We start from the raw sequence: 15,545 nt of genomic DNA, 5'->3' as shown, positions 1-15,545 counted from the left end.
CGCAATGGAGGCTAGCGTCGCGCGCTGCGGGGACACGGACGCGGGCGGGTGAGGGCGGGCGAGGGAGACGTATGGGTGCGCAGGAACGGCTCGGCGAACTGCTCGACCCGGCGGCCACCGCGCTGCTCACCGTGGAGTGCCAGCGGGGCGTGGTCGGTCCCGACAGCGCCCTGCCCGAGCTCGCCCAGGAGGCCCGCTCTTCCGGCGCGCTCACCAACGTCGCCCGGCTGGTAGCCGCCGCCCACGACGCCGGTGTCCAGGTGCTGCACGCCGTGGCCGAGCGCCGCCCCGACGGGCGCGGCGCCAACCGCAACGCGCGCCTCTTCCGGGCCGCCGAGCGCCTGCCCGTACAGCAGCTGTCCGGCTCGACGGCCGTGCGGATCGCGGACCCCGTCCCGGTCGCGGACGAGGATCTGATCGTGCGGCGCCTGCACGGCCTCTCTCCGATCGCGGGAACCGACGTGGACGCCCTGCTCCGCAACCTCGGCTGCCGCACGCTCATCGTCACCGGGGTGTCGGCGAACGTGGCGATTCCCAATGCCGTCTTCGACGCGGTCAACCTCGGCTACGCCGCCGTGGTGCCGGCCGACGCCATCGCGGGCGTACCCCCCGAGTACACGCCCGCGATGGTCCGGCACACCCTCGCCCTGGTCGCGACGGTCACCGCGACCGACGAGGTCCTGGCCTGCTGGAAGCGGCCACACCGACCTCGCTGAGGGGAACCCGCGAGGTCGCGCGAGGTCCCGCGAGGTGCGGGGGTCCGGCCGGGCTCCAGCCTGGCCCGGAGGTCAGCCCAGCTTGATCGAGTCGCCGTCGACGGTGACCTTCGCCCCGGGCAGCGGCTGCGTGGCCGGTCCCTTCTTCACGCTGCCGTCCGCGATGGCGAACTGGCTGTGGTGCAGGGGGCAGTTGATCGTGCCGTCGGCCACCTCGTTCAACAGGGCGCCCTGGTGGGTGCAGAGGGCGGCGTACGCCTTGAACTCGCCCTCCGTCGGCTGCGTCACCACGACCTTCTGATCCTTGAAGACCTTCCCGCCGCCCACCGGGATGTCGGCGGCCTGCCCGAGTACGGCGCCTCCGCCGCCCCCGCTGCTTCCGCCGGACTCGGGCGCGGAGGCGTCGCCCCCGGACGGCTGCTGCTGCGCGTCGCCGCCGGAGTCCTCGCCCGAGTCGCCGCACGCGGCGAGCGCGGCGGCGAGACAGGTGGCGCCGGCCGCGGCGACCACGGTGCGGCGGCTCGTGGACCGCCCCGTCCCCTGAGTTCCCGTCATGGTGCTTACGTCCCCTTTGCTGCTGGGCTTCGCTGCTGGGCGTCTTCCCTGATCCGGCCCACGTGCCACCGTACGGCCGGTTCAGTCGATCTGTACGGAGCGCGGCGCTCCGGTGTTCAGATGTCTTTCGATTCCGAGCGACTTCCGCAAGAAAGCGATCTGGAAGAGGAGGAGATTCTCGGTCACATCCTCCTGGGCCACCAGGTGCGAGATCCCGGGCAGCGGCAGTACGGAGTGCGGCCGACCCGCGGCCAGCAGCGCCGCGGACAGCCGCAGGCTGTGCGCCACGACGACGTTGTCGTCCGCCAGGCCGTGGACGAGCAGCAGCGGTCGGCTGAGCCGGGGCGCGTCCGCGATCAGCGAGGACCGCTCGTAGTTCTCCGGCTCCTCATCCGGGTGGCCCAGGTAGCGCTCCTTCCAATGGGTCTCGTACAGCCACGGGTCGGCCGGGGCCGCGCCCGCGACCGCCGCGTGGAAGACGTCGGGGCGGCGCAGCACCGCGCCCGCCGCGAGATAGCCGCCGTACGACCAGCCGCGGATCGCCACCCGGCCCAGATCCAGGTCCCGGAATCGGTCCGCTGCCGCGTGCAGCGCCTCGACCTGGTCCTCAAGGGCGGGGCCGAGGGCGTCGCCGCGGACCGCCTTCTCCCACTCGGGGCTCCGGCCCGGCGTACCGCGCCCGTCGGCCACCAGCACGGCGAAGCCCTGCTCGGCGAACCACTGCGACACGCACGAGAACCAGGTGCGGGCGCGGACGACGACCTGCATGGCCGGGCCGCCGTACGGGTCGAGCAGCACCGGCAGCGTCCCGGACCCGGGCTCGTACCAGGACGGCAGATACAGGGCGCAGCGCAGGCCGCGGTCGCCCAGGCTCAGGAAGGCGGGCCGCGGGGTGACGGCGGGCTCCTCGGCGAGCGAGCCGATGCCGTCGCCGTCCGCCCGCGGCGCCGGCCGCTGATGCGGGCGCCCCCCGCGGAGCACGGTCGTGCGGTGGCCGCCGGGCGTACGGCTGTCCAGGACGACCGTGCCGCCGCCGGCCGCGGCGGTGTGCAGGCCGGGGCCTTCACTGAGCCGGACGCAGCCGTCCCCGGGCTCGTACGACCACACGTGCGTCTCGGTGGGCTCGTCGCTCGCCGTGAACAGCACCCGCTCGCCCTCGACGGCGAGCACCTCGCGCACCTGGAGCCCGGGCGGGGTGCGGACCTCCGCGCCGATGCGCAGCTTCCGGGTGCCGTCCTGCTCCTCCGCGTGCACGAGGGCGCCGGACGCCGTACGGGCCGGGGTCCCGGGCATCGGCTCCACCCAGGCCGCATCCCGCTGCTCGTGGAGGAGCCGCGTCGCCCCGGAGGCCGGGTCCGCGGCGAGGACGCGTACGGTCCGCTGATCGCGGCTCTGCACGGTGACCAGCGGACCGTGGGCGTCCCAGTGGGTGCCGACGAGGTACTCGAAGGCCGCCCGGTCCCATCCCACTTCCACGGCGGTCCTGCGCTCCTCGAGGGAGAGGACGTGCAGCGAGACCTCCGCATTGGGGGTGCCCGCCGCCGGGTACGGGACCGAGCGCGGCGGCAGGTGCGGATTGGCCGGATCGGCGATGTACCACCGCTGGACCTGCGAGGTGTCGACGCGGGCGGCGAGCAGCGCGGTGCCGTCGGGCGCCCACCAGAATCCGCGCAGCCGCCCGGACTCGGCCGCCACGTAATCCGGCAGCCCGTACGTCACCTCGGGGCCTTCAGGGGCGGCGAGCAGCCGGTCGTTCCCCTCGAGGTCCACCACGTGCAGCGCGCCCGCCGTGACATAGGCGACCGACTGGCCGTCGGGGGAAGGGCGCGGATCGACCACAGGACCCGGCGTGCGGACCGCGAACGGCGCGCCGCCACCCGTCCGTACCACCCAGAGCGCACCGCCCAGCGCGAAGGCGGCGATGCGCACCCCGGGGTCGGTCGCGTACGCCACCACGCCCTCGGCCTGCTCCCTCGCCCGCTCGCGCCGGAACCGCTCCTCTTCCGGTACGGCGTCGCGGGCGGAGCGCGGGCCGGGCGGTTCGGCGAGGACCCGCTCCGCGCCGTCCTCCTCCCTGAGCCACAGCCGGCTCACCGGGTCGGAGCCGCCGCCGGTCCGCAGGAAGAGCACCCGGCGGCCGTCGGGGGAGACGGTGAACTGCCGGGGGACTCCGAGGGAGAAGCGGCGGGTGCGGGCCAACTGGCGGGGAAACTCGGGGAACTCGGGGCTCTCCGGGAAAGCGGCGGTGTCCGGGGCGGAGTCTCCGGCGGCGTCCGTGGCGGTGTCCGTGGCTGCGTCCATGCGGGGACTCTGACAGGCCTGTCCGATCGTGGGAACAGCGCCCTCTAACCTGGGGGAATGCTTCCCGAAGTCACCGCCACCCGCTATGTCACGCCCTTGCGGGAGGGCGGTTCACTGCCGGGCATCGTCGAGGCCGACGATCTCGGCACCTACGTCATGAAGTTCACCGGCGCGGGCCAGGGCCGCAAGACCCTCGTGGCCGAAGTGATCTGCGGCCGGCTCGGCCGCCGTCTCGGGCTGCGCGTGCCCGACCTCGTACAGATCCAGCTCGACCCGGTCATCGGGCTCGGCGAGCCCGACCAGGAGGTGCAGGAGCTGCTGAAGGCCAGCGGCGGCCTCAACCTCGGGATGGACTACCTCCCCGGCTCGCTCGGCTTCGACCCGCTCGCCTTCGAGGTCGGCTCCGCGGAGGCGGGGCGCGTGATCTGGTTCGACGCGCTGATCAACAATGTCGACCGCTCGTGGCGCAACCCCAACCTGCTGGTCTGGCACGGGAGGCTCTGGCTCATCGACCACGGCGCCAGCATGATCTGGCACCACAACTGGCCGACGGCCCGCACCGCGGCCGCCAAGCCGTACGACGCCTCCGACCACGTGCTGGCCTCCTTCGGCCCCGACCTCGACGCCGCTGCCACGGAACTGGCACCGCAGGTCACCGACGACCTGCTGGCCGAGGCCGTGGCCGACGTCCCCGACGCGTGGCTCACCGACGAGCCGGGCTTCGACAGTCCCGACGCGGTGCGCCGGGCCTACGCCGAGGCGCTGGCGGAGCGCGCGGCCACGATCCACACCCGGATCACACTCGGGCCGCGCCGCGCGGAGAAGCCCTCGCAGGCGCCGGAGTGGCTGCGCGTCCGGGTCGACGGAAAGGCCGCGAAGTGACCGGGCTCCACAAGGGACGCGATGTCTTCGAGTACGCCGTGCTGCGCGTCGTCCCGCGGGTCGAGCGCGGCGAGCAGATCAACGCGGGCGTGGTGGTGTACTGCCGCGCGCGGTCGTCCGTGATCGCCCGCACCCACCTCGACGAGGAGCGCCTGCTGGCCCTGGACCCCTCGGCGGATGTGGCGGGCGTACGAGCCGCGCTGCACGCCGTCGAGGGCCTGTGCCACGGCGGGGACGAGGCCGGTGCGGCGGCCGGCGAAGACGCGGGGCGGCGCTTCCGCTGGTTGATCGCGCCGCGCAGTACGGTCGTCCAGCCGGGCCCGGTGCACACGGGACTGACCACCGACCCGGAGGCCGAGGCGGAGCGGCTGCTCGACCTGCTCGTGCGCTAGCACGGTGTGGGCGGGCGTCCGCCACGCCCCGGTCCACCGGGCCGGCCGACCGCCGAACTGCATGTGACATGCGCCGTCGGTGGGTATGGGCCGTTGACACCGGGTGCCGCTGCTTCTAGCGTTTCGTCGACCGACCTACTAAGCGGTTGCTCACTTCATCCGAGCCGAGGAGAACCCGCATGTCCACCACCGAGCAGCGCGTCGCGATCGTGACGGGCGGAGCCCGAGGCATCGGCGCCGCCACCGCCGTACGCCTGGCCGAGGAAGGCCGCGCCGTAGCCGTACTCGACCTCGACGAGGCGGCCTGCAAGGAGACCGTGGAGAAGATCACGGCGGCGGGCGGCAAGGCCATCGCCGTCGGCTGCGACGTCTCCGACGGCGCCCAGGTCGAAGCCGCGGTCGCGCGCGTGGCCGAGGAGCTGGGCGCGCCCACGGTCCTCGTCAACAACGCGGGCGTGCTGCGCGACAACCTGCTGTTCAAGATGAGCGAGTCCGACTGGGACACGGTCATGAACGTGCACCTCAAGGGCGCGTTCCTGGTCACGCGCGCGTGCCAGAAGCACATGGTGGACGCCGGGTTCGGCCGGGTGGTCAATCTGTCGAGCAGCTCGGCGCTCGGCAACCGCGGCCAGGTCAACTACGCGGCCGCCAAGGCCGGTCTGCAGGGCTTCACCAAGACCCTCGCCAAGGAGCTGGGCAAGTTCGGCATCACAGCCAACGCCGTGGCCCCCGGCTTCATCGTCACCGACATGACCGCCGCGACCGCCGCCCGCGTGGGCATGGACTTCGAGGAGTTCCAGGCGGCCGCCGCCAGTCAGATCCCCGTCCAGCGCGCGGGCAAGCCGGAGGACGTCGCCAACGCCATCGCCTTCTTCACGGGCGATCAGGCGGGCTTCGTCTCCGGCCAGGTCATGTACGTCGCCGGCGGCCCGCTCAACTGAACAGGACGGACACGGACATGACTGCACAGGTTCAGAACAGCGGGAAGGTCGCGCTCGTCACGGGCGCGAGCCGCGGCATCGGGTACGGCATCGCCGAGGCGCTCGTCGCCCGCGGCGACCGGGTGGCCATCACCGGTCGCAACGAGGACACCCTCAAGGAGGCCGTGGAGCAGCTCGGCGCCGACCGGGTGATCGGCATCGCGGGCAAGGCGCACGACGAGGCCCACCAGGCGGCCGCCGTCGAGCGGACGATGGAGGAGTTCGGCCGGGTCGACTACCTCGTCAACAACGCGGGTACCAACCCGGTCTTCGGGCCGATCGCCGAGCTGGACCTCGGGGTGGCGCGCAAGGTCTTCGAGACCAACGTCATCTCGGCCCTGGGCTTCGCCCAGCAGACGTGGAAGGCGTGGCAGAAGGACAACGGCGGCGCGATCGTCAACATCGCGTCCATCTCCGGCGTCTCCGCCTCGCCCTTCATCGGCGCGTACGGCGTCAGCAAGGCCGCCATGATCAACCTCACCATCCAGCTCGCGCACGAGATGGCGCCGGGTGTGCGGGTCAACGCCATCGCCCCGGCCGTCGTCAAGACCAAGTTCGCGGAGGCGCTCTACGAGGGGCGCGAGGCGGAGGCCGCGGCCGCCTATCCGCTGGGGCGGCTCGGCGTGCCCGCGGACATCGGGGGCGCGGCGGAGTTCCTGCTCTCGGACCGTGCGGGCTGGATCACCGGCCAGACGCTTCTTATCGAGGGCGGCATCCTCCTCAACGCCGGGGTCGCCTGACCGGTTTGCGTGACGGTGCGGCTGCGCGGCCGGTCCCGCCGGGCGGGACCGGCCGCGCAGCCGCACCGTCAGTGGCCGCCGGTAGGTTCTGCGGTGCAGAACGGATCGCACACCGGAGGTTGTTGACGTGATCGACATGCTGCCCGCGTCCTGGCGCGGCGTCCTCGGCGAGGAGCTGGAGAAGCCCTACTTCGCGGAGCTCACCGAGTTCGTCGAGAAGGAGCGGGCGAACGGGCCGGTCTACCCGCCGCGGACAGAGGTCTTCGCAGCGCTGGAGGCGACCCCGTACGACCGGGTGAAGGTGCTGATCCTCGGGCAGGACCCGTACCACGGCGAGGGGCAGGGGCATGGCCTGTGCTTCTCGGTCCGGCCGGGCGTGAAGACCCCGCCGTCGCTTCGGAACATCTACAAGGAGCTGCGGGACGAGCTGGGCCACCCCGTGCCCGACAACGGCTATCTGATGCCGTGGGCGGAGCAGGGGGTGCTGCTGCTCAACGCGGTGCTGACGGTCCGGGCGGGGGAGGCCAACTCCCATAAGGGCAAGGGCTGGGAGAAGTTCACGGACGCGGTCGTCCGTGCGGTCGCCTCCCGGCCCGACCCGGCCGTCTTCGTGCTGTGGGGGAACTACGCGAAGAAGAAGCTCCCGCTGATCGACTCCGCGCGGCACGCCGTGGTCGAGGGCGCCCACCCGTCGCCGCTGTCCGCGAAGAAGTTCTTCGGCAGCAGGCCGTTCAGCCGGATCGACGCGGCGATCGCCGCACAGGGCCATGCGCCGGTCGACTGGCGGATCCCGGACCTCGGCTAGCGTCATCGACGGAGATCACGGAGATCACGGAGATCACGGAGATCACGGAGATCACGGAGATCACGGAGATCACGGAGATCACGGAGATCACGGAGATCGCGAAGAGCACGGCGACGAGCGCAGGAGGTCCGGTGGCAGAGGAGCGGCGGGGTGAGGCGTCCCAGGACGCCGTCATGACGAGGATCGGCCAGGCGATCATGCTGCACAGAGGCGGCGACCGGGACGAGGCCCGCAACCGGTTCGCCGCGCTGTGGGAGGAGATCGGCGAGGACGGCGATCCGCTCCACCGCTGCACGCTCGCGCACTACATGGCCGACACGCAGGACGACCCGGCCGACGAACTGGCGTGGGACGTGCTCGCCCTGCGTGCGGCCGACAGCCTCACCGACGTCCGTGCCGCCGCGCACCACCAGTCCCTCGCGGTGCGCGCCTTCTACCCCTCGCTCCACCTCAACCTGGCGGCGGACTACGAGAAGCTGGGACAGCCCGCGGCGGCCCGCCGGGAGCTGGACCGGGCACGGGAGCGTTCGTCGGCGCTCGGCGACGACGACTACGGCGACGGCATCCGGGCCGCCATCGCGCGCCTCGAACTGCGGCTGGGCGGCCGGCGGCCGTAGCGCTCGCCCTCGGGGACGGCGCGGCGGGCCGCCGGGGCCCGCCACGCTGTGGGCTTCTCGCTCCGGCACCGATGGTCCCGACTGGCGGCTCCGGCACAGCCGGTCCCGCCCACCGCTCATCCGGTCAGTCGCGGCTCATCCGGTCAGCATGCCGCGCAGCAGCTCCGCGAAGCCGTCCCGCAGCTCCGGGAGCGTGGGGGTCCGGGCATGGTAGGAGCCGGCTGTGCAGGAAAACATGATCCCGTCGCACCAGGCCACCAGCGACAGCGCGTGCCGCTCGGGATCGCGGGACCCGGCTGCCGTCATGAGCTGGACCGCCGGCTCGCGGAAGGCCCGGCCCGAACTGTCGTAGATCTCGCGCAGCTCGGGCCGCCGGGTCGCCTCCAGGGCCAGCTCGTAGCGCGCAATGGCCAGCTGCCGATGCCGCGTCAGATACCGGTGCAGGGCGAGGGCGAGGGCGTCGGTCAGCCCCCCGGATCCGCCGCCCGGCACCGGCATCTCCTCCGGCGTGAGCACCTGCGCCTCCCGTGCGGCCAGCCGCCGGACTGCCGCTTCGAGCAGTGCGGCCCGGGTCCGCGCGTGGTTCGAGGTCGATCCGGCCGGCAGGCCCGCCGCCTCGTCGACCGCCCGGTGGGTGAGCCCGCGCATCCCTCGCTCGGCGAGCAGGCCGAGGGCGGTGTCCGCGATCAGTTCGAGGCGCGAGGAGGTGCCGGTCGTGCTGGGTTCCATGACGTCAATCTACCGTCGGCACTACGGCTGTAGTACGGTGTCACTACAGGTGTAGTGCCAGGAGTCGGGGAGGAGCCATGGGACAGCCAAGGGCCGTGGTGATCGGCGCAGGAATCGGCGGACTCACCGCCGCCGCGGGGCTGCATCGCGGCGGCTGGTCCGTCACCGTCCTCGAGCGGGCCGCCTCGCTGGAGCCGGTCGGGGCCGGAATCGCGCTCGCCCCCAACGCCCACCGCGCCCTCGATGTCATCGGCGCCGGTGACGAGGTCCGTGCCATGTCCTTCTGGCAGGGCGAGGGCGGCCTGCGGCTGCCCAGTGGCCGCTGGCTGTCGCGCGCGACCAGCGCCGCCGCCGTCGAGCGGTACGGCGGCCCGGTGGTCGTCGCCCATCGCGCCGCCGTGGCCGGACTGCTCGCCGCCCGGCTGCCCGAAGGCGCCCTGCGGACCGCGGCCCCGGCCGCACTCGCCGACCCCGGCGTGCCGGGCACCCCCGGCGCGCCCGGCCGCCCCGCCCGCGTCACCACCCCCGCCGGGGACCTCGAAGCCGAGCTGGTCGTCGCCGCGGACGGCATCCACTCCGCGGTGCGGCGCGCCCTCTTTCCCGGCCACCCCGAGCCCCGCTACGCCGGGTTCACCGCCTGGCGGGTCGTTGTCCCCCCGCTCGACGAGCCCTTCCAGCCGCACGAGACCTGGGGGCGGGGCACGCTGTGGGGAACGGTCCCGCTCCACGACGGCCGGGTCTACGCCTACGCCACCGCGGCCGTACCGCCCGGGGAGAAGGCTCCGGACAACGAGAAGGCGGAGCTGCTCCGGCGGTTCGGCGACTGGCACCACCCTGTGCCCGCCGTCCTGGCCGCCGCCGAGCCGGGCGTGCTGCTGCGCCACGATGTGTACGCGGCGGCCGCGCCGCTGCCCGCCCACCACCGCGGCCGCGTCGCTCTCCTCGGCGACGCCGCCCATCCCATGACCCCCAACCTCGGCCAGGGCGGCTGCCAGGCCATCGAGGACGCCGTCGTGCTCAGCCTGCTCGCGTCTCCGGACGGCGACGTGGCGGCGGCTCTCGCCGCGTACACCGACCAGCGGCTGGCCCGCACTACGGACGTCGTACGCCGGTCCGGCCAGATCGGCAGGCTCACCACCTGGTCCTCCCGGCCCGCCTTCGCCCTGCGCACCGCGCTGTTCGCCGCCGTCGGCCTCCTCGGACCCCGCCTCGCGCTGCGCGGCCTCGACGGCATCGCCGACTGGCGGCCGCCGCATGACACGTATGCTGCCGGGGCACAGGAGGCGGAGAGCACGCGCGCCGCGCAGAACTGACGCTCAGAACTGATCAGAACTGAGGAGACCCACGGTGAAGGTCGGCTGCATCGGGCTCGGCGAGATCGCCCAGAAGGCTTACCTGCCCGTCCTGGGCACCCAGCCCGGCCTGGAACTGCACCTGCAGACCCGCGACCGCGCCACCCTCGACCGGATCGGAGCGGCCCACCACATCCCCGGAGAGCGGCTCCACACAGGCCTCGACTCGCTCATCGAGGCCCGCCCGGACGCGGCCTTCGTGCACGCCGCCACCACCGCCCACGCCGAGATCGCCGGCCGGCTCCTTGAGGCCGGGATCTCGACGTACGTCGACAAGCCGCTCGCCTACGACTACGCCGACTCCGAGCGGCTCGTACGGCTCGCCGACGAGCGCCGGGTCAGCCTCGCCGTCGGTTTCAACCGCCGCTACGCGCCCGGCTACGCCCAGTGCCTGGAGCACCCCCGCGACCTGATCCTGATGCAGAAGAACCGGGTGGGCCTGCCCGAGGACCCGCGCACCCTCGTCCTCGACGACTTCATCCACGTCGTCGACACGCTCCGCTTCCTGGCGCCCGGCACCGTGGAGCACGTCGATGTCCGCGCCAAGATGCGGGACGGGCTGATGCACCACGTCGTACTGCAGCTCTCCGGCTACGGCTTCACCGCCATCGGCACCATGAACCGGATGAGCGGGTCCACCGAGGAGATCCTCGACGTCTCGGGGCAGGACACCAAGCGGCAGGTCGTCAACCTCGCCGAGGTGATCGACCACAAGGGCCAGCCGACCGTGCGCCGCCGCGGCGACTGGGTCCCGGTGGCCCGCCAGCGCGGCATCGAGCAGATCGTCCTCGCGTTCCTCGACGCCGTACGGGCCGGGAAGGTGCTCAGCGCCGAGGATGCCCTGCGGACCCATGAGCTGTGTGAACGGGTGGTGCGGGAGGCCCTGGAGCAGGCCGCCTGAACGCCCGGGCCGCATCGAGAGCTCCGAAGGCGGCGAGCGCGGCCAGCGACCCGTACAGCGCCCACTCGCCGAACCGGACGTACGGGCTGGTGCCGCCACCGAGCGGCACCTCGTAGACCGTGGCGGTGCTGCTGCTCGTGCCCAGCCGGTCGCCCACCGCCTCGCCGCGCGGGCCGTGCACCGCGCTGACCCCGGTCAGCGTCGCGTGCACCATGGGCCGCCAGGTCTCGGCGGCCCGCAGCGCGGCCAGCGAGGCGTGCTGCCCGGGTGCCCAGCTCTGCTGGAAGGTGCTGGTGGCCGACTGGGCGACGAGCACCTCCGTGCCGTCCCGCACCAGCCGGCGGCTCATGTCGGGGAACGCCGTCTCGAAGCAGACCAGCGGTCCGATCCGCAGCCCGCCCCCGCCCGGCACGTCCATCACCACCGGTGCCGCACCCCGCCTGCGGTCCTCCGCCGCCGCCTCGCCGACCGAGGTGGCCCAGCCGAGCACGGACCGGAACGGGATGTACTCGCCGAACGGCACCAGGCGCATCTTGTCGTAGCGGGCCCCGGTCGGCCCGTCCGGGCCCACGAGCACCGAGCTCTTGAATATTCCGGGCCGTTCGGAGCGCCGCGCATCCACGTTCACCAGCAGGTCCGCCCCCACCTCGCGGGACAGCGCGGTCAGCCGGTCCCGCAGGTCGGGGCGGCGGCCCAGGTCGGAGCTGACGCTGCTCTCGCCCCACACGACCAGGTCCACGGCCTGCCCGGCCAGCTGCCGGGTCAGTGCCTCCTCCCGGTCGAAGCGCCGCTCCTGGCCGTCGACCCCGCCCTGTATGACACCGGGCTGGACGACGGCGATCCGCACGCTGCCCGTACGGTCGGGCAGCGGGGCCCAGGCCCATGCCGCGCTGCCCGCGACGGCGACCGTCAGCCCGCCCGCCACTGCGGCCGTACGGGCGGTGGGCAGCGCGACGCATATCGCAAACGCCGTGTTGAGCACCACGATCAGAAAGCTGACCAGCCACACGCCGCCGAGCGAGGCCAGCCGCAGCGCGGGCGTGACCTGCCACTGGCTGGCGCCGAGCAGCCCCCACGGCCCGCCGAGGAGATCCCAGGATCTGACGAGCTCCACCGCCAGCCAGCCGGACGGCACCAGCACCAGCGCGCCCGCCACCCGGCGCGGGCCCGGTGCGCCGCCCAGCAGCCGTCTGACCAGCAGGCCCCACGGCGCCCAGAGCACGCCCAGCAGCAGGCCCACGACCAGCGTGAAGACATGCAGATTCGGCATCAGCCAGTGGTGCACCGCCACCATGAAGGCGGCCCCGCCGAGCCAGCCGTCGTACGCGGCGCGGCGCCAGGTCGGGGCGGAGCGGATGAGGAGCAGCCACGGCACCAGGGCGGCGTACGCGAACCACCACAGCGACGGCTCGGGGAAGGCCAGCGCGGGCAGGGCGCCCGCGGCGGCCGCCACAGCGCCGCGCTGCCACGGCGAGGCGAGTACGTGCCGCCACCGGTCGACCGACATCACCATGCCGCGCCTCCCTCGTGCTGGCCCTGTGGCCAGGGGGCACCGCCCAACGGTAGTTGGGGGAGTGCGACCAGTGTGATGGAGCGCGACGAGGGGCGACAGATGGCGTGGGCCGAGCCGGTGGCGGCCGCGGATGCAGGCCTCACGGCTGCCCGGAGCTGCCTGACCGGGATCCGGCGGAGGTTCAGCCGCGGGGCAGCACCGTGGCGAGAACCTGTGGCAGCGGGTACCAGTCGCTCGTGACGATGCTGCCGTGGTCGGCGGCGAGGGCGGCGACGCGGGCGTGCGCGTCGGCCTCCGGGGGGCTGACGGCGTCGATGGCGGGGGAGACCCCGTGCGCGTCGGTCATGATCATCAGGTAGTGGCGCCGGTCGTACCAGGCCGTGTCGATCGCGGTGTCCGTGACGTACGTCGACGCGTCGCCGTCGAAGACGACGAACCAGGGGCGGATCGCCGGGTCCGCGTACCGGGACCGCGGGTCGCCCGCCGCGGCCCCGTGGACGGCCGGGAAGGCGGTGGCCCGGCTCAGGCTCCCGGACGCGGCCAGATTCCGCAGGTGCCCCGCGTACTCGCGGTCGGTCCACAGCGTGTCGAACGGGTTGCTCTCCTCGACGGTGCCGGGGATCAGCTCGATCAGGAACGTGCCCGCGAGTGCGGACCTGGCCGGCCAGCCGCCCGCCCGCACCGCCTCGTCGAGAGTGGCATGGCCGCCGAGGAGGTCGGAGGGGCGGAACAGCGCGTCGCCCAGCTTCTCGCCGACCAGGGCGTCGAACTCGTCGGGGCCGAGACCGCCCCGGTCGTTGAAGCCGTCCTTCAGCTCGATCTTCAGCAGGACGGGGCGATGGCCGGGGTGGGCGTCGTGCCAGGCCCTGATGTCGGAGAGGCAGCCGTCCAGGCTCTGGTTGCGCGGCTTGGTGCGCAGTTCGGCCGGGGACGCGGCGTTCTCGCAGTTGTTGTCGCTGCCCACCGGGTTGTTGTGCGAGACCCGCCAGCGCTTGCTCAGCCCGTTGGTCCACACGTCGAGCTCCAGGAGCCCGGCGCCGGAGTCCAGCGCGTCGGCGAAGTACGGGTACTTGGCCTTCTCATAGGCGTTGTGCACGCCGACCGACGTGGATCCGGAGTACGGGAGGGCTCCGGTGTCCGAGGTCCCGGCGCCGGCCGGCGCGGCTCCGGCGAGCAGAGCGGCCGCGGACACCAGGGCCACGGCCGTACCGGCGGGGCGGATTGTGCGCATGCGATGCCACCTTCGTGTGGGGGGTGGTGAAAGTGGCAGCAGCGTAAGGGAGTTGGGCCGCAATGAGGCGACCGCGGAGGGAATCGGAGGTGGACGGAGGACCGACAAGCGCGCGCCGTGCGGTGCGGCACGCCCTGGGTGCCGAGCTGTGCGGCACGCCCGGGAAACCGCCAGGTGTCCTCGCGGGGCGGGCTGTCGACGCGCGCCCGCTCAGCCGGACGTCACCGCCCGCCATCTCCGTATCGGGCCCGGGTTCGCCTGGAGTGGGAACCGCGGGTCGCGCCGCAGACCCAGCGCCTTGCGGGAGTTCGGCACCATGTGACACGGAAAGCCGACATCTTCTGTCGCCTTTGCCGCGGCGGACCGGAAAATCCCTCGCGGCGCGCGGCCTCCCGGAGCAGGATGACCACCATGCGCATCAGAGCCGCCACCGCCGACGACTGGCCCGCGATCTGGCCGTTCTTCCACCGGATCGTCGCCGCGGGCGAGACCTACACCTACCCTCGCGACCTCGGCGAGGAGGAGGGCCGGGAGTGGTGGCTCCTGGAGCCCCCGGGGCACACGGTCGTCGCCGTCGACGACGAAGAGACCGTCCTCGGCTCGGCCAAGATGAACCCCAACCACCTGGGACCGGCGTCCCACATCGCGGGCGCGGGCTTCATGGTCGCCCCCGGGCACTCCGGGCAGGGCGTGGGCCGCGCCCTGGGGGAGTACGCCCTGGAGTGGGCGCGCCGGGAGGGCTACCGCGCGATGCAGTTCAACGCCGTCGTGGAGACGAACACCCGGGCCGTGGCGCTGTGGCGCTCACTCGGCTTCGAGATCATCGGGACGCTGCCCGAGGGGTTCCGGCACCCCGAGAAGGGGTACGTGGGGCTGCACATCATGTACCGCCGCCTCTGACGGCGACCGCGCCGCCCAGGGATGACGTTGACAGCGTTCTCCGGTGGGCAGACGATCGGTGTGGAGGGAACCGATCGAGGAAGCTACTCAATGCCGGAGTACCGGAACATTCCGCTCGACCGCGAGACGGGGCCGCCGGACGGCGGCCTCGCGGAGCTCGTGGAGCAGGCGGCCTCATGCAATCCGGCCTGCTGCGGAGCCACCGCAACGGTCATCGCCCCCGAAGGGACAGACCGCGGCGAACCACCCACGACCGCCGTCACCCACCCCGACCTGGCCCCGCTGGTCTCCGTGCAGTGGGAGTCGGGCGAGGGCCCGATCCCCTCGGCCCTGGCCACCGGCCTCCCGTCCGCCGCGGACGACCTGCTGCACGACAACCGGTGGCCCAGCTACCGGGCGAGGGCCCTGGACACGGGCGTCCGCTCCAGCATGACCCTGCCGTTCCGCCGCCAGTTCCTGACCGTGACCCTCACGGTCTACGGGTTCCGCCCCGGCTTCCTGCAGAACGCCGCATACGGCGCGACCGCCCTCCTCGGCGACCTCGCCACCACGGGACTGCTGCGCGAGCGCCAGTACCGCGAGGTCCTCGCCGAGGTGGACCAGCTCGACACCGCACTGCGCACCCGCCCCGTCGTCGACCAGGCCTGCGGCATCGTCATGTACGTGCTGGAGTGCGACGTGGAGCGGGCGATGACCCTGCTGCGCCGTCTGTCGCAGCGCACCAACCGCAAGCTGTCCGACCTCGCCGAGGCCCTGGTCCGTACCCGCGGGCGCGGCGCCGAGGCGCAGCTCCTCCGCATGGCCGAGCAGCTGGAGAGCGAGGCCGGCGCCGCGGCCGAGCCGTGGAACGGACACGGACGCGCCGCCCGTCGCGCGCCGGCCCGCACTCTCTCCTAGCGTCGGCCTCAGCGCCGGCACCCCAAGGAGCACC

General features: G+C 73.3%; 16 protein-coding genes and 1 pseudogene. 11 read left to right on the top strand and 6 right to left on the bottom strand.

Features of this window, described 5'->3' with window-relative positions; translation table 11 throughout:
* Nucleotides 1–71: 71 nt before the first annotated feature.
* Nucleotides 72–716: a cysteine hydrolase gene (locus ACTWQC_RS10070; RefSeq protein ID WP_443315244.1), complete on the top strand. Its 645-nt coding sequence runs from the start codon at nt 72–74 to the stop codon at nt 714–716.
* A gap of 72 nt (nt 717–788) precedes the next feature.
* On the opposite strand, the gene ACTWQC_RS10065 is transcribed toward ACTWQC_RS10070, so the two are convergent.
* Together ACTWQC_RS10065 and ACTWQC_RS10060 are read right to left on the bottom strand one after the other, a co-directional pair.
* A complete protein-coding gene (locus tag ACTWQC_RS10065) occupies nt 789–1,271 on the bottom strand; it encodes a Rieske (2Fe-2S) protein (RefSeq protein ID WP_443315243.1) in 483 nt (160 codons plus the stop codon).
* Between the two features lie 81 nt (nt 1,272–1,352).
* On the bottom strand, nt 1,353–3,572 hold the full coding sequence (locus ACTWQC_RS10060) for a prolyl oligopeptidase family serine peptidase (protein WP_443315242.1): 2,220 nt from the start codon (nt 3,570–3,572) through the stop codon (nt 1,353–1,355).
* Between the two features lie 57 nt (nt 3,573–3,629).
* Here ACTWQC_RS10060 and ACTWQC_RS10055 point away from each other — a divergent pair, with 57 nt between their 5' ends.
* From ACTWQC_RS10055 to ACTWQC_RS10030, 6 genes are all read left to right on the top strand, one after another.
* Nucleotides 3,630–4,454, top strand: coding sequence for a HipA family kinase (locus ACTWQC_RS10055; protein ID WP_443315241.1), 825 nt, complete (start codon nt 3,630–3,632; stop codon nt 4,452–4,454).
* Nucleotides 4,451–4,846 (top strand): DUF3037 domain-containing protein, encoded by a 396-nt coding sequence (locus ACTWQC_RS10050; RefSeq protein WP_443315240.1) that lies wholly within the window; start codon nt 4,451–4,453, stop codon nt 4,844–4,846. Before ACTWQC_RS10055 ends, ACTWQC_RS10050 begins: the two co-directional genes overlap by 4 nt.
* A gap of 179 nt (nt 4,847–5,025) precedes the next feature.
* Complete coding sequence (fabG, locus tag ACTWQC_RS10045; RefSeq protein ID WP_443315239.1) at nt 5,026–5,787, top strand: 3-oxoacyl-ACP reductase FabG; 762 nt, start codon at nt 5,026–5,028, stop codon at nt 5,785–5,787.
* A gap of 17 nt (nt 5,788–5,804) precedes the next feature.
* Nucleotides 5,805–6,566: an SDR family oxidoreductase gene (locus ACTWQC_RS10040; protein ID WP_443315238.1), complete on the top strand. Its 762-nt coding sequence runs from the start codon at nt 5,805–5,807 to the stop codon at nt 6,564–6,566.
* Nucleotides 6,567–6,702: 136 nt separating this feature from the next.
* Nucleotides 6,703–7,371 carry a uracil-DNA glycosylase gene (gene ung / locus ACTWQC_RS10035; protein ID WP_443315289.1) on the top strand — a complete coding sequence of 223 codons (669 nt, stop codon included), beginning with the start codon at nt 6,703–6,705 and terminating at the stop codon, nt 7,369–7,371.
* Between the two features lie 173 nt (nt 7,372–7,544).
* Nucleotides 7,545–7,988, top strand: coding sequence for a hypothetical protein (locus tag ACTWQC_RS10030; protein ID WP_443315288.1), 444 nt, complete (start codon nt 7,545–7,547; stop codon nt 7,986–7,988).
* Between the two features lie 135 nt (nt 7,989–8,123).
* Here ACTWQC_RS10030 and ACTWQC_RS10025 read toward each other — a convergent pair whose 3' ends face one another.
* Nucleotides 8,124–8,717, bottom strand: coding sequence for a TetR/AcrR family transcriptional regulator (locus ACTWQC_RS10025; protein WP_443315237.1), 594 nt, complete (start codon nt 8,715–8,717; stop codon nt 8,124–8,126).
* A gap of 77 nt (nt 8,718–8,794) precedes the next feature.
* On the opposite strand from ACTWQC_RS10025, the gene ACTWQC_RS10020 reads away from it, so the two are divergent.
* Together ACTWQC_RS10020 and ACTWQC_RS10015 are read left to right on the top strand one after the other, a co-directional pair.
* Nucleotides 8,795–10,030 (top strand): FAD-dependent monooxygenase, encoded by a 1,236-nt coding sequence (locus ACTWQC_RS10020; RefSeq protein ID WP_443315236.1) that lies wholly within the window; start codon nt 8,795–8,797, stop codon nt 10,028–10,030.
* A 34-nt stretch (nt 10,031–10,064) separates the two neighbouring features.
* On the top strand, nt 10,065–10,970 hold the full coding sequence (locus ACTWQC_RS10015; protein WP_443315235.1) for a Gfo/Idh/MocA family protein: 906 nt from the start codon (nt 10,065–10,067) through the stop codon (nt 10,968–10,970).
* Here ACTWQC_RS10015 and lnt read toward each other — a convergent pair.
* The 3 genes and pseudogenes from lnt to ACTWQC_RS10000 all read right to left on the bottom strand — a co-directional run.
* Nucleotides 10,894–12,477, bottom strand: coding sequence for an apolipoprotein N-acyltransferase (gene lnt, locus ACTWQC_RS10010; RefSeq protein ID WP_443315287.1), 1,584 nt, complete (start codon nt 12,475–12,477; stop codon nt 10,894–10,896). The two genes, ACTWQC_RS10015 and lnt, sit on opposite strands and share 77 nt — an antisense overlap.
* Nucleotides 12,478–12,664: 187 nt before the next feature.
* On the bottom strand, nt 12,665–13,714 hold the full coding sequence (locus ACTWQC_RS10005) for a phosphatidylinositol-specific phospholipase C domain-containing protein (protein WP_443315234.1): 1,050 nt from the start codon (nt 13,712–13,714) through the stop codon (nt 12,665–12,667).
* Nucleotides 13,715–13,913: 199 nt separating this feature from the next.
* Nucleotides 13,914–14,032 (bottom strand): annotated as a pseudogene (locus ACTWQC_RS10000) (pyridoxamine 5'-phosphate oxidase family protein); the annotation flags it as partial.
* Nucleotides 14,033–14,125: 93 nt separating this feature from the next.
* Between ACTWQC_RS10000 and ACTWQC_RS09995 the strand changes: the two are divergent.
* Nucleotides 14,126–14,614, top strand: a complete 489-nt coding sequence (locus ACTWQC_RS09995; protein WP_443315233.1) for a GNAT family N-acetyltransferase — start codon at nt 14,126–14,128, stop codon at nt 14,612–14,614.
* A gap of 90 nt (nt 14,615–14,704) precedes the next feature.
* Nucleotides 14,705–15,511 (top strand): ANTAR domain-containing protein, encoded by an 807-nt coding sequence (locus ACTWQC_RS09990; protein WP_443315232.1) that lies wholly within the window; start codon nt 14,705–14,707, stop codon nt 15,509–15,511.
* Nucleotides 15,512–15,545 lie beyond the last annotated feature (34 nt).

It is taken from the genome of Streptomyces sp. 8N616 (assembly GCF_052246385.1).
In the GTDB taxonomy this organism is placed as follows: Bacteria; Actinomycetota; Actinomycetes; order Streptomycetales; family Streptomycetaceae; genus Streptomyces.
This window is presented reverse-complemented; position numbering and strand designations above follow the sequence as displayed.